This is a genomic window from Microbacterium sp. HMWF026, assembly GCF_003061325.1.
Classification (GTDB): Bacteria; Actinomycetota; Actinomycetes; order Actinomycetales; family Microbacteriaceae; genus Microbacterium; species Microbacterium testaceum_E.
Map to the genome: position 1 here is coordinate 1 of NZ_QAJB01000143.1, position 13,133 is coordinate 13,133.

Consider the following 13,133-nt stretch of genomic DNA (forward strand, 5'->3'; position numbering starts at 1 on the left):
GTCGGGGTCGGCTCGACCGTCGGGCTCGGTTCGGTCGTCGGCTGCGGAGAGGGCTCGACGTCGGCGGGCGGGACGACGGTGACTCCCTCTCCGGCGGCCCAGAACACGGCACGGGCGATGTCTCCGAACGCGCCGACCGGGTGGGCGCGGAACGTGGGCGACGAGCCGAAGACGAACGCCCGCGTGCCGGTCGCACCCGTGAGCGAGACCGCCGACGCCTGGCCGGCGGCATCCTGCACCGACTTCTTGTCCTCCGCGCGCCAGTGGCCCGACACGAACGTGTCGTCCGCGGCGTATCGCTGTTCGACGGTCACGTTCGCTGCCGGCTGGGGGAACCACGCGAAGGGATAACCGAAGGCGGTGTCCTGCGGATAGTCGCCCAGCACGCCCTCCGCGGGCGTGTCGACCCGGGCGATGCCGTTCGATCCGCCCGTACCCGTGGCCGCCGCGAGCGGCGAGACGTAGGTGTTGACGAACGCCGAGCCACCCGCGCCCCGAGCGACCACGGGCTTGCCCGCAGCGACGAACGCGACCACGCGCTGGGCGCCCGCCGCCTGTTCGGGTGTGAAGCTCAGGCCCGTTCCGACGTACAGCAGGTCGACCGTGGCGAGGTCGGTGGCCCCCGAGGTCAGCGATGCCGCGCTCACCGGGGTGAGCTCCCCGAACCCGAGCTTGGTCAGCGCGTCGCGGTCTCCCGCGTCGCCCACGTAGCCGACCCGGACGCGGCGAAGTGCCGTGCTGTCCTCGTTCAGCAGGGCCCGGCCGTCGCTCAGCGCGAAGTCGACGCCGAAGACCGACGCCGCCTCGGCGGCCGCGGCACGCGACGCCGCGTCGGAACCGACCACGATCGTGCCGTCGTCCAGCTGCGAGAGCGCCACCCCCTCCGCGAGGAGCGCGTTGACGGCCTGCCAGTCGGCGACGCCCCGGGGCTCGAACGTGAGGTAGCCCGCGCCCGCGGGTGCGCTCCCCGTCAGCGGCACCTCGTCGACGGGCTCGATCGCCGTGACCGGAGCGGCATCCGTGGTCTCACCGATCCGCACGACGTCTGCGCCCCACAGCAGCGCGAGGCTCCACGCGGAGATGTCGTACATGTCGGGCACGCGATCCGAGATGTCCGACCCGTCGGCGAGGAGCACGTTGGCCAGACCGCGCAGCGGCTGGTGCATGTCGACGTAGAACGATCCGGCGGGATAATCGACGCCATCGACGCGCGCGGGAGCGGTGAGCCGATCGACTCGGATGCCGTTGACCAGCAGCTGCTGCACGAGCGTCTGCGCGTCGGAGTCCGACCGCTGCCCCGCGCCCAGCGGGATGACGTAGGCCCGGGGGAAGTCGGCGTTGTAGATGTCCGTCTCGTCCCAGATCTCGGTCCACTGCGTCGGTACGTCCGCCGCGAGGTCCTCCGGCGCGATGTCGGCCGGGATCTGCCGGCTCGGCTCGCCCGCCTCGCCGCGGCGGAAGATCTCGATCTGGTTGTCGAGGAGTGCCGCGCTGTGCTCGTCGACGTAGTCCACGACCGTGTCGATGACGATCTCGGCCACCGCGATGTTGACCTTCGCGCGGGCGGGCTGGTCGCCCGAGCGGCCGAGGGGGAGTTCGACGGTGTTCGTGATCGCTCCCTGGTAGGCCACGTACTGGGGCGCGAAGATCGGAGGCCAGTCGTCCCATCCCGAACGCTGATCGCGGTACGGGATGTTGATGAAGCCGGTGTTGGCGTCGGTCACACCCCCGGTCGACGGGTCGTAGTACGTGTTGCCCGGGACGTTCGCGGCGGTGACGGCATCCTCGATCTCGAGGGCGGTCGCGTACGCGTGGGGCACGAACAGGTCGTACTCGTAGTTCTCCCCGTGCGGCGGGCCGCAGGGTTCGACCTGGAGCACGCTCGTGTACCCGTGCAGGTCGATGAAGTACGTCGGCTGAATGACGCCCGCCAGATCCCGGACGATGGATGCCTCCGCCGTCGCGCCCGTGATGAAGTCGCGGTTCGGGTCGTAGCCGTTGACCGTTCCTCGCTGGCCCAGCGCGCGGCCGTCGGGGTTGTTCGTCACGGTGAAGTAGACGCGATGCGTGTCGAGCAGCTCGACGGTGGCGGGGTCGGTGCTGGTGGCGAGATCCTCGATGTAGTTCAGGGTCGCGTCCGTCCCCTCCCACTCGTTGCCGTGGATGTTGCCGTTGAACCACAGCGGCACCTTGTAGTCCGCCTGCAGGGCGGTATCCGCCGCGGCTGCCGTCGGGTCGGCCTTGATCAGCTCGCGCCACCGGGATTGCTGCGCCGTCTCCGCGGAGGATTCGGGGGCGGTGACCGTGACCAGGTAGATGTCGCGGCCCTGTGCGGACGTCCCGACCACCTGCGCCGAGACGCGGTCGGTGGAGTCCATGACGTCGTTCAGGAAGGGTGCGATCTCGTCGTACGGCCGCACGCCACGATCGATCGACTTGTCGGTCGGAAGGTCGGGGAAGACCTTCAGATCGGGTTGCACGGGGTAGCTCGTCGGCATGTCGATCATCGTCGAGGGCGGTCGCACCACGCTCAGGGGCGGTGGGGCGATCGCGGCCGAAACCGGGGCGGCGGCGAACACGGTGATCACGGCGATGCCGCTGACCACAGTGCCCGCGAGGATGCGTCTCTGCACGGGTTCTCCATCAGGGTGCACGCCGAACGATATGGAGCTCTCGCTCGGCCGGGGGGCGGACCGGTCTGCCGATCCTGAGTGGAACCTATGTGTTCTCTGTTACGCGCATGTGACGTCGCCTGAGCGGGATGCCGCCACAGCCCCCCGCGGCCGATTCACCGACCCAGGGCCCGCAGCTCCTCCGCCGCCTCCGCGCCTGTGCGCAGCCCCACCCGCGGCGCGACCTCGGTCGCGAGGAGCTCGATCGAGCGCAGCGTGATCTCGGGGGCGGGGTCGACGGAGTGCACCTGGAACGCGACGTCGGTCGCCAGCTCGAGGGTCTTGTCGACGGCCAGTGAGGCGGTGACCTGCTCGACGGTCCCGAGGTGCGTGTCGGTCTGACGGGCGAGGTCGTGCAGGTCGCCGTCCGCATTCCGTTTGAGGAATGTACGCGTCAGGCGCCGCACACCGGGCTCGGCCGCACGCCACGAGGCGTCGAGATTCTCGGCATCCACCACCACCGCCGTCCGTGAGGCGAGGATCCGCGGCGGGACGCCCGCGGGCAGGGCGGCGAGGTAGGCCTCGACGATCGGCACCTGCACCTCGTGCAGCGACCGACCCTCTTCGCGCGGCTGGGTGCGCGAAAGCAGCAGTCCGTCGCCGTCGGCGCCCGCGCGCCGACCTCCCTCGACCGAGAACGTCGCCTGCCAGAGGCGTCCGCCCAGGTGCGGCGCCGCGGGGCTGAGGCGGGAATCGGAATTGCGGATGCCACGCCCGGCGAAGGCGTCGCGCAGGACCGCGACGTGAGCGGCCTGGATGCGACGCCGGTCCTCCGAGGAACGGTCGAACGCGGCGAACGATCCCGGAGTGCCGCCCGTTCCGATACCCAGCTGCACCCGGCCGTCGCTGAGCGCATCGACGAAGGCCGCGTCCTCGGAAACCCTCACCGGATCGTCGAGGGGCAGGGTCACGATGCCGGTGCCGAGGGCGATCCGCTCGGTCTGCACCGCCGCCGCAGCCAGGAACGGGAAGGGCGACGGCAGGCCGCCCTCGTCGCGGTCGAAGTGGTGCTGGGCCACCCAGAGCGACGCGAACCCGTGCTGCTCGGCCGCGCGCACCTGCGCGAGGGCTGTGCGGTACCGCTCACCGTCGGTGCCGGCATCCAGGAGCCGTGTGAAGAAACCGAGCCGTGCGCCGCTCATACCGGGTCCTTTCCAACCTATGCCCGTCGTGGAATGTCCACCTCCAGGCTAGGCCGGATCCGCGCGGTTGCGGCCGTGCCCGATGCGATCAGCGCGCCGCGACCTCGATCGGGTCCCCGGTGCGCTCGAGGTCGGCCTCGAGCTCGCGCACGATCGGGATCACCGTCTCACCGAAGGTTTCGAGCTCCTCCTGGAAGTGCAGGAAGCCGAGCAGGAACAGGTCGACGCCCCGCTTCTTGTACTCGATGATGCGCTCGGCGATCTGCTGCGCGTCGCCGAACAGCTGCGTGCGGAAACCGTCGTTGTACTGCACGAGGTCGTCGAACGACGAGTCCGCCCACATCCCCTTCTTGTCCGTCGTCGCGTTGCCGGCCTCTTGCACGCTCTTGCGGAAGCCCTCGACGGCCCCGCCATCAGCGTGCGCGATGATCTCGCGCAGCTGCGCCTCGGCCTCGGCGCGGCTGTCGCGCTGGATGACGAAGCCGTTCAGGCCGAAACGCGTGCGACGTCCATGCTCGGCGGCGATGCGCGTGACGTCGTCGTACTGCTCGGTGAAGCCGTCGAAGTCCTTGCCGTTCGAGAAGTACCAGTCCGAGAACGCTCCCCCGTTGAAGCGCGCGGCCGTGGAATTGCCGCCCTGGAAGATCTCGGGATGCGCCCGCCCGGGCACCTCGAACGGGAAGGGACGCAGGGTGAAGTCGGTGATGTCATAGTGCTTTCCGTGGAACGAGAATTTCTCCTCGGTCCACAGCCCACGCAGGATCTGGATGAACTCCGCGGCTCGCTCGTACCGCTCGTCGTGCTCGAGCCATTCGAGTCCCAGATCGGTGTACTCGTCCTTGAACCAGCCGCTGACGACGTTGACCGCCGCGCGGCCGTGCGAGAACTGGTCGGCCGTGTTGATGAACTTCGCCAGGACCGCGGGATGCCAGATGCCGGGGTGGATGGCCGAGATGACCTTGAGCTTCTCGGTGGCCAGCAGCAGCGCGAGGCTGATCGAGGTGGACTCGTGCTGCTGGGCGGCGCCGTAGCTCGAGGCGTAGCGGACCTGGCTGAGGGCGTACTCGAACCCCACCCGCTCGGCGGTGCGGGCGAGCTTGACGTTGTAGTCGTAGCCCCAGTCGGTGCGCTGCTCGATCGAGCTGATGACCAGGCCACCGCTGACATTGGGCACCCAGTAGGCGAACTTCAGCGGCTCGTGGGTGGGCGTGGTGTCGGTCATGGGGTCCTCCTGGCGGGATCGGAACCCGGCTACCGTCGCACCGCCCGGTCGAGGGGTCAACGACATATGACGGACCGTGTCGCTTCGTGACGCCGGGCCTCATCGACCGGGCGAGGATGGAGCCATGACCTCCCCCCAGCGCGTGCGTTTCGGTTACTGGACCCCGATCTTCGGTGGATGGCTGCGCAACGTCGACGACGAGCAGACGCCCGTGTCGTTCGCCCACGTCGCCGAGATCGCCCGCGCCGCCGAAGAGGGCGGCTTCGACCTGACGCTGATCCCCGAGCTCAACCTGAACGACATCAAGGGCGTCGAGGCGCCGTCGCTCGACGCCTGGGCCGTGACCGCGGGACTCGCCGCGGTGACATCGAAGCTCGAGCTGCTCGCGGCCGTCCGTCCGGGGTTCCACAACCCGTTCCACACGGCGAAGCAGGCCGCGACCATCGACGAGATCAGCGGCGGCCGCTTCACGCTCAACGTCGTCTCGGCGTGGTGGGCCGAAGAGGCCAAGCAGTACGACGGCCTGTTCAGCGCGCATGACGACCGGTACGCCCGCACCATCGAGTGGGTCGAGGTGCTGCGAGGGCTCTGGTCCGAGACGCCGTTCGCGTACGAGGGCGAGTACTACCGCACCGAGGGCACCTACCTCGAGCCGAAGCCCCGCGTCACGCCGCGACTGTACGCCGGGGGCGAGAGCGAGGCCGGGCGCACCGCCATCACGCGATTCGCCGACGCCTACCTCACCCACGGCGGCACGCTCGAGGAGCTCGAGACGAAGATCGCCGACATGCGCCGTCGCCGCGCCGAGGCCGGCGCCACGCCGTTCGAGGCGTTCGGCATGGCCGCCTACGGCATCGTGCGCGACACCGAAGAAGAGGCGCAGGCCGAGATCGACCGCATCACGGACGTCCGCGGGGGAGCGGCCTACGGCTCGTACCAGGACTTCGTGAGCAAGTCGAAGCTCGACACCCAGATCGACCTCAAGGAGTACTCGGTCTCGAACCGCGGACTGCGTCCCAACCTCGTCGGGACCCCCGATCAGGTCGCGGAACGCATCGTGGCCTTCGCGAACGTGGGCGTGTCGACGCTTCTGCTGCAGTTCTCGCCGCACCTGACCGAGCTGCAGCGCTTCGCCGCCGACGTGATCCCGCGCGTTCGGCGCCTCGAGGCGCTCCGCGACGCCTGACCCGGCCGCGGCTGCCGGGCCGCCGGGCCGACGTCCGTCCGTCGGGCGCGGCCCCCGGCGGCGCGTCGTCGACGGTGCAGCCCCCATGCGCGCCTCAGACGCGCCCACCGCCGCCGAGTGTCCAAAACACCCGGACGGTCGGAAGAACGCTCCGGGTGTCTTGGACACTCGATGAGCACGCGGGATGCCGCGCGGCGGCGGAACCCGCGGGTCAGCGCGTCGCGCGCAATGCCTGCTCGAGGTCGGCGATGAGGTCGTCGGCATCCTCGAGCCCGATCGACAGGCGGATGAGCCCGTCGGTGATGCCGAGGCGATCGCGCGTCTCCTGTGTGAAGCCCAGGTGCGTCGTGGTCGCGGGATGCAACGCCATCGAGCGGGTGTCGCCGATGTTGGTCATGCGGCTGAACAGACGCAGGCCGTCGAAGAAGCGCTCGGCCCCGTCCCTGCCCCCGTGCACCGTGAACGAGAACACCGACCCCGACAGCCCGTCGTAGTCGCGCAGAGCGATCTGATGCTGCGGGTGCGAGGGCAGACCCGCGTAGTCGACGCTCTCGACGGCGTCGTGCTGCGCGAGCCACTCGGCGATGGTGCGCGCGCTCGCCAGGTGCTGCCGCATGCGCACCGACAGGGTCTCCATGCCCTGCTGCAGCAGGAAGCCGTTGAGCGGCGACAGGGCGGGACCCGTGTCGTTGGCGATCCCGAAACGCAGCGACAGCTCGAACGCGCGCGGACCGAACGCGTCGAGGAACGACGCGTGCGTGGCGACAGGCGTATCGGTGATGGCGGGGTAGGAGCGTTCCGAGGCCGCCCAGTCGAAACGCCCGCCGTCGACGACCGCACCCGCGAGGTTGGCACCGTGGCCCGAGAGGAACTTGGTCGCCGAGTGCACGACGATGTCGGCCCCGTGCTCGATCGGACGGATGAGGAAGGGCGTGGCGATGGTGTTGTCGACGACCAGAGGGATGCCATGGCGCTGCGCCACCCGCGCGACAGCGTCGATGTCGACCACGTCGTTCTTGGGGTTGGGCAGCGTTTCGGTGAAGATCGCCTTGGTTTCGGGCCGGATCAGGGCGTCCCACTCGGCGTCGTCGAGGGGGTCCCAGACGTATTCGACCGCCACGCCCATCCGGGCGAAAGTACGGTCGAACAGGACGCGGGTACCGCTGTAGATGCTGGCCGTCGAGACGATGTGCTCACCGCTACCGGCGAGGCCCAGCAGTGCCATGGTGATCGCGGCCTGACCGGATCCGACGACGAGTGCCCCGGAGCCGCCCTCGAGCGAGGCGAGGCGGCGTTCGGCGACCTGGTTTGTCGGGTTGGCGTTGCGGGAGTAGAGGTGGCCCAGATCGGCCGCCGCGAAGCGATCGGTCGCTTCTTGGAAGGAGGCGAAGCGGTACGCCGCCGACAGGTGCACCGGCGTGATGCGGGAGCCGTGGGTCAGGTCTTCTTCTTCGCCGGCGTGAACCTGGCGGGTGGCGAAGCCGAACCCCGTCCAGTCGCTGTGGGGTGCAGCCGGCTCAGCCACGTACGCCCGCCACTTCGCGCGGCAGCAGCGAGCCCAGCCAGCGGGCGATCTGACGCGGCCCCGAGCGCGGCGCCGTGGCCTCGACATCGGGGTTGTAGTTGGTGTTCGTGTTGACGTCGTACGTGACCGTGCGTCCGTCGCGCGTCTCGATGAATTCGATACCCGCGATCCCCACGCCCTCGGCCGCCAGGAACGCCAGGAAGCGGTCGATCAGCGCCGGGTCGACGTCGTCGCGCCGCCGGAACAGGGGCTCGGGCTCCACGCCATCCGCACCGGGGATCGCGCAGGCTTCGGCCGGGCACAGCTCGAAGCTGCCGGCGCTCGTGTCGACGCGCACCGCGTAGACGAACTCGCCGCCCACGAACTCCGCGCGCGTGATGAATGGCGTCTTCGCGACCAGCAGCTCTTGCAGCAGGGTGATGCCGTCGGGGGAGGGCTCGAAATCGGGGCCCGCGACCCACGCCGAGAACTCGTCGACGCTCTCCCACCGGCGCACGCCCAGTCCTTTACCGCCCTGGTTGTGCTTGCTGATGAACGGCGCACCGAACTTCTCGGCCTGGACGGTGAGTTCTTCGGTGCCGAAGACGGCGACGGTGCGAGGCACGTCGATGCCGGCGTGGCGCAGGGCTGCGTGCTGGGCGACCTTGCTGACCTCGAGCTCCAGGACGTCGGCGCCGTTGATGACCGTGCGACCCCACGAGGTGAGCCAGCGAAGCACCGCACGACCGTACTCCTTGCTGTGGGCGTGATCGCGGGTGTGCGCCGAGGCGCTCAGGCGCGACCAGAACACGCCCTCGGGCGGCTCGACGGCCAGGTCGATCGATCCGTTGGTGAGCAGCCACTCTTCGAAGGGCACCCCCTCGGCCTCGAACGCCGCCGCGAACGGCGGGATCCACTGGGGGTTCTCGTGAATGACATAGACCTTGCCCGACATGTCGCCAGGCTAACCCGGCCCTCCGACATGCGGCTCGCCGACCGTCACGTAGCGACACCGGCCGCGGCATCCCTAGGCTCATCTCCCGGAGAGAGGGATGCCATGACTTCCGACTACATCGACGCCAACCGCGCCAACTGGGACGAGCGCGCGACGCTGCACGCCGCCCGCGACGGCTCGGGCTACGGCGTGCAGCGGTACGTCGACGACCGCGAGGCATTGTCGGACGTGGTGCGCTTCGATCTGCCGCTGCTGGGCGACATCGCGGGGCGACGCACCGTGCATCTGCAGTGCCACATCGGCACCGACACGCTGTCGCTGGCACGCCTCGGCGCACAGGTGACGGGACTGGACTTCTCCGAGAACGCCGTCGCCGAGGCCCGGCGGCTCGCCGCCGAGGCGGGAGTCGACGCCGCGTTCGTGCAGTCCGATGTGCGGGATGCCGCCACCGTCCTGCCCCGCGAGAGTTTCGATCTGGTGTACACGGGCATCGGTGCCCTCTGCTGGCTGCCGTCCATCGACGACTGGGCCGGGGTGGTGCACGACCTGCTCGCCCCGGGGGGCACCCTTCACCTGCGCGAATGTCACCCGGTGCTGTGGTCGATGGACGAAGAGCAGCCCGGTCTGACGCTGGCCTTTCCGTACTTCGAGCAGACGGCGCCCCTCGCGTGGGATGACGGCAGCACCTACGTCGAGGTGTCGGCACCGTTGACCGCGACGAAGACGTACGAGTGGAACCACGGCCTCGGCGAGATCGTCACGGCCCTGCTCGCCCGGGGTCTGCGCATCGACGCCCTGGTCGAACACGACAGCGTGCCGTGGGAGGCGCTCCCGGGCCGCATGACCGAGCGAGCGGACGGCGAGTTCGCCCTGACGCAGCAGCCGTCGGTGATTCCCCTCAGCTACACGCTGCGGGCGTCGAAACCGGCCTGACTCCGCTCTCACGGGTGAAATCCGCCCGGGCGCGGGTGGCAAAGGCGACCGTCTCGTGCCGAGGCGTGCGAGTGTTGGCCCCGCCCGTCGCGTCAGGAGGCTTGAACATGCACGAGACCGTGGACCTCGGCGTGATCGTCGGCGTGTACGCAGCTCTGACCGGGATCGGTTGGGGCGCTCTCGTCGACCCGCTGCGCCCCATCAGCTACTGGATCGCCGCCCTGTCCGTGATGCTGACGGGCTTTCTGATCGCCGGCCTCGCTCCCGATGCTCCCCTGTCGACACCGCTACTCGTCATGACCTTCTGCGTGACCTCGTGGGCCCGCGAACGGCGGTGGCGACGGAGCCTCATTCGGAACGAACACCCAGACCGAACGCCTCCGCCTCCTCCTCCGTCAGCATCCGCGACCGGATGAGAAAACGCATCCCCGTCGGCCCCTCGACCGAGAAGCCTGCGCCACGGCCGGGAACGACGTCGATCGTCAGGTGTGTGAACTTCCAATACTCGAACTGCGACTCCGACATGTAGACCTCGATGGGGTCGTCCAACCCCACGTCGATGGCGCCGAGGCGCACGTCGCTGGGGCCGGTGAGGAACATCCCCACGGGGTAGCACATGGGCGAGCTGCCGTCGCAGCAGCCGCCCGACTGGTGGAACATCAGCGGGCCGTGCTTCGCGGTGAGATCGCGCAGCAGCGCAGCCGCGGCATCCGTCACATCGACACGGGAGAGCTGGGTCGTCATGTCCCATTCCTTTCGGTTCATGTCCCAAAAATGGTCGGCTGAGGACTCGCCGACCCGCCATAAGGGGGACGAGCGGCCACCCAGACCCCGGCGGAAAGCGGAGTGACCCCCGGGACGAACCCGGGGGTCACGAGGACCGGGGCCACCCGCCGCGACCCCGGCACCGCCGATCAGAAGAAGCCCATCGCGCCTTCGGCGTAGGACACGAGCAGGTTCTTCGTCTGCTGGTAGTGGTCGAGCATCTTGAGGTGGTTCTCGCGGCCGATACCCGACTGCTTGTACCCGCCGAACGCGGCGTGCGCCGGGTACTGGTGATAGGTGTTCGTCCACACGCGACCCGCTTCGATCGCACGGCCCGCGCGGTACGCGGTGTCCCCGCTGCGGCTCCACACGCCGGCACCCAGGCCGTAGAGGGTGTCGTTCGCGATCGAGATCGCGTCGTCGAACGAGTCGAACGAGGTAACCGACAGGACGGGTCCGAAGATCTCCTCCTGGAAGATCCGCATGTCGTTCGTGCCCTCGAAGACGGTCGGTGCGACGTAGTAGCCGCCCGACAGGTCGCCGCCGAGGTCGACGCGCTCCCCGCCCGTGAGCAGCTTGGCCCCACCCTGCTTGCCGATGTCGATGTACGACAGGATCTTCTCGAGCTGGTCGTTCGAGGCCTGCGCGCCGATCATCGTCTCGGGGTCGAGCGGGTTGCCCTGACGCACCTTCTTCACGCGCTCGAGGCCGTCGCCGAGGAACTGGTCGTATATCGAGCGCTGGATGAGCGACCGCGACGGACACGTGCAGACCTCGCCCTGGTTGAGGGCGAACATCGTGAAGCCCTCGAGCGCCTTGTCGTAGTAGGCGTCGTCGGTCGTCCGCGCCACGTCCTCGAAGAAGACGTTGGGGCTCTTGCCACCGAGCTCGAGCGTCACCGGAATGAGGTTCTGCGAGGCGTACTGCATGATCAGGCGGCCGGTCGTGGTCTCGCCGGTGAAGGCGATCTTGCGGATCCGCTTGTGCTGGGCCAGCGGCGCCCCCGCCTCGATGCCGAACCCGTTGACGATGTTCACGACACCCGCGGGAAGCAGGTCGCCGATGATGTCGAAGAGGAACAGCAGGGATGCCGGAGTCTGCTCCGCCGGCTTGATCACCACGCAGTTGCCCGCCGCCAGCGCCGGGGCCAGCTTCCACGCCGCCATGAGGATGGGGAAGTTCCACGGGATGATCTGGCCGACCACGCCGAGCGGCTCGTTGAAGTGGTACGCGACCGTGTTCTCGTCGAGCTGGCTGAGCGAGCCCTCCTGCGCCCGCAGCACACCGGCGAAGTACCGGAAGTGGTCGACGGTCAGGGGGATGTCGGCCGCGAGGGTCTCGCGGACGGGCTTGCCGTTCTCCCACGTCTCGGCGACGGCGATCTTCTCGAGGTTCTCTTCGATGCGGTCGGCGATCTTGTTCAGGATGACGCTGCGCTCGGCCGGGGTGGTCTTCTTCCAGCTCGCGAATGCCTTCCAGGCGGCATCCACTGCTCTGTCGATGTCGTGGGAGTCACCGCGGCCGACCTCGCAGAACGGCTTGCCGGTGACGGGGGTGATGTTCTCGAAGTATTCGCCGCTGTGCGGTTCGACCCATTCGCCGCCGATGTAGTGCCCGTACCGCGAACGGTACTCGGCGACGGCCCCGCGGGTTCCGGGTGCGGCGTAGACGCTCGAGACGCCTTCTTCGACGATGGTCATGCGTGTCTCCTTCGACGGTCATGAGTCGCCGCGACGGCTTCGGGCGGCGATGCGCCGACGCTACGCCGGGGGAGGTTGCATCGGGTTGCGCCGGGGGTCGTCGCCCGTGGGGAGTCCTGAACGCGCGAGATCACGTGTTCCGGGCGAGAACGCTCGCCATGACGGGTGCTGTCGGCGAGATCACGTGACCTGGACGAGAACCCACGCCGTAGCGCGTGATCCGGGCGAGATCACGTGATCTCGCGCCCTCCCGCCACGCAGGAACGACGGATGCCACGACCCCGAGGCCGTGGCATCCGCTCCGCGCGCGATGCGCGACTCGACCGCGCGTCTACGCGTCGGCGTCGGCGAGCACCGACCGCAGGGGCGGCACGTTGACCTCGTGCAGGTCGACGTCGTCGAGGCGCTCGATACTCTGCACGCGCGGTGCGATCGTGCGGTCGTCGGCGACGATCCAGCTGCCGACGAGCAGGAAGCGGTCGTTCCCGGCGGTGATCGGGCCGGTCAGGGCGAAAGTCTGGTGCGTGGGCGTCAGAAAGGTCACGCGGACGGGCGTGCCGTGGGGGAGCGTCGAAGGGTCGACGACGTCGGCCTCGAGGGCCGCCTGCGGCGCGTCGATGCCGAGGTCGATGCGCTGGATCTCGGAGCTCGTCGCGAGGATGACGTCGCCGACGAGCGGCTGTCCGCCCACTCCGATGCGGACGGTGCCCTCGAGGGCGTACAGGCCGTAGCGCGGGGAACGGACGATCACGCGGGCGACGTCGCCGGCCTTGACCTCGGCGAGCGCCTCGCGGATGCGGCCCACATCGCGACGGGCGCGGGCTGCCGAGAAGATGTCGAGCGCTTTTTCGTCCATATGTTCACTGTAACGAGGGGCTCCGACATCGGCGTCGACCGACCGGGTCAGTCGCGCTCGAGCCTCTCGATCCGGGCGACGAGCCCCGCGCGCTTCGGCGAGCGCGCCGGCAGCATCGACAGGCACAGGCGCAGCACCTCTTCGTCGTCACGACCATCGACGGTGTCGGCGTAGGCCAGCAGCACGTCGATCCCCGCC

At 69.2% G+C, this 13,133-nt stretch carries 10 protein-coding genes and 1 pseudogene; 2 read left to right on the plus strand and 9 right to left on the minus strand.

The window, feature by feature from the left end:
* The 3 genes from DBR36_RS06280 to sfnG form a co-directional block, all read right to left on the minus strand.
* Positions 1-2,633 (minus strand): M14 family zinc carboxypeptidase (locus DBR36_RS06280; RefSeq protein WP_146185254.1); only part of this gene is annotated, 2,633 nt, incomplete at its 3' end.
* Between the two features lie 155 nt (positions 2,634-2,788).
* On the minus strand, positions 2,789-3,814 hold the full coding sequence (locus DBR36_RS06285; protein WP_108318058.1) for a putative FMN-dependent luciferase-like monooxygenase: 1,026 nt from the start codon (positions 3,812-3,814) through the stop codon (positions 2,789-2,791).
* Positions 3,815-3,902: 88 nt separating this feature from the next.
* Positions 3,903-5,036, minus strand: a complete 1,134-nt coding sequence (gene sfnG / locus DBR36_RS06290; RefSeq protein WP_108318059.1) for a dimethylsulfone monooxygenase SfnG — start codon at positions 5,034-5,036, stop codon at positions 3,903-3,905.
* Between the two features lie 124 nt (positions 5,037-5,160).
* On the opposite strand from sfnG, the gene DBR36_RS06295 reads away from it, so the two are divergent.
* On the plus strand, positions 5,161-6,222 hold the full coding sequence (locus DBR36_RS06295; RefSeq protein WP_219927620.1) for an LLM class flavin-dependent oxidoreductase: 1,062 nt from the start codon (positions 5,161-5,163) through the stop codon (positions 6,220-6,222).
* Between the two features lie 211 nt (positions 6,223-6,433).
* Here the strand turns inward: DBR36_RS06295 and DBR36_RS06300 are convergent, their stop codons facing one another.
* Both DBR36_RS06300 and DBR36_RS06305 read right to left on the minus strand, forming a co-directional pair.
* Complete coding sequence (locus DBR36_RS06300) at positions 6,434-7,747, minus strand: O-acetylhomoserine aminocarboxypropyltransferase/cysteine synthase family protein (protein WP_108318060.1); 1,314 nt, start codon at positions 7,745-7,747, stop codon at positions 6,434-6,436.
* Complete coding sequence (locus DBR36_RS06305; protein WP_108318061.1) at positions 7,740-8,681, minus strand: RimK family alpha-L-glutamate ligase; 942 nt, start codon at positions 8,679-8,681, stop codon at positions 7,740-7,742. Before DBR36_RS06305 ends, DBR36_RS06300 begins: the two co-directional genes overlap by 8 nt.
* 102 nt (positions 8,682-8,783) lie before the next feature.
* Between DBR36_RS06305 and DBR36_RS06310 the strand changes: the two genes are divergently transcribed.
* Entirely contained in the window at positions 8,784-9,614 is an 831-nt protein-coding gene (locus DBR36_RS06310) for a bifunctional 2-polyprenyl-6-hydroxyphenol methylase/3-demethylubiquinol 3-O-methyltransferase UbiG (RefSeq protein WP_108318062.1), read from the plus strand.
* A gap of 348 nt (positions 9,615-9,962) precedes the next feature.
* Here DBR36_RS06310 and DBR36_RS06315 read toward each other — a convergent pair whose 3' ends face one another.
* The 4 genes and pseudogenes from DBR36_RS06315 to DBR36_RS18750 form a co-directional block, all read right to left on the minus strand.
* Entirely contained in the window at positions 9,963-10,358 is a 396-nt protein-coding gene (locus DBR36_RS06315; RefSeq protein WP_108318063.1) for a DUF779 domain-containing protein, read from the minus strand.
* Positions 10,359-10,528: 170 nt separating this feature from the next.
* On the minus strand, positions 10,529-12,079 hold the full coding sequence (locus DBR36_RS06320; protein ID WP_108318064.1) for an aldehyde dehydrogenase family protein: 1,551 nt from the start codon (positions 12,077-12,079) through the stop codon (positions 10,529-10,531).
* A gap of 331 nt (positions 12,080-12,410) precedes the next feature.
* On the minus strand, positions 12,411-12,935 hold the full coding sequence (locus tag DBR36_RS06325; RefSeq protein WP_108318065.1) for a hypothetical protein: 525 nt from the start codon (positions 12,933-12,935) through the stop codon (positions 12,411-12,413).
* Between the two features lie 47 nt (positions 12,936-12,982).
* Positions 12,983-13,133 (minus strand): annotated as a pseudogene (locus DBR36_RS18750) (transcriptional regulator); the annotation flags it as partial.

Bases quoted from the DNA above. Each gene is read 5' to 3' on its own strand.
- sfnG (WP_108318059.1), bottom strand. From the start codon at position 5,036: ATGACCGACACCACGCCCACCCACGAGCCGCTGAAGTTCGCCTACTGG.
- DBR36_RS06295 (WP_219927620.1), top strand. From the start codon at position 5,161: ATGACCTCCCCCCAGCGCGTGCGTTTCGGTTACTGGACCCCGATCTTC.
- DBR36_RS06305 (WP_108318061.1), bottom strand. From the start codon at position 8,681: ATGTCGGGCAAGGTCTATGTCATTCACGAGAACCCCCAGTGGATCCCG.
- DBR36_RS06325 (WP_108318065.1), bottom strand. From the start codon at position 12,935: ATGGACGAAAAAGCGCTCGACATCTTCTCGGCAGCCCGCGCCCGTCGC.
- DBR36_RS06315 (WP_108318063.1), bottom strand. From the start codon at position 10,358: ATGACGACCCAGCTCTCCCGTGTCGATGTGACGGATGCCGCGGCTGCG.
- DBR36_RS06310 (WP_108318062.1), top strand. From the start codon at position 8,784: ATGACTTCCGACTACATCGACGCCAACCGCGCCAACTGGGACGAGCGC.
- DBR36_RS06285 (WP_108318058.1), bottom strand. From the start codon at position 3,814: ATGAGCGGCGCACGGCTCGGTTTCTTCACACGGCTCCTGGATGCCGGC.
- DBR36_RS06320 (WP_108318064.1), bottom strand. From the start codon at position 12,079: ATGACCATCGTCGAAGAAGGCGTCTCGAGCGTCTACGCCGCACCCGGA.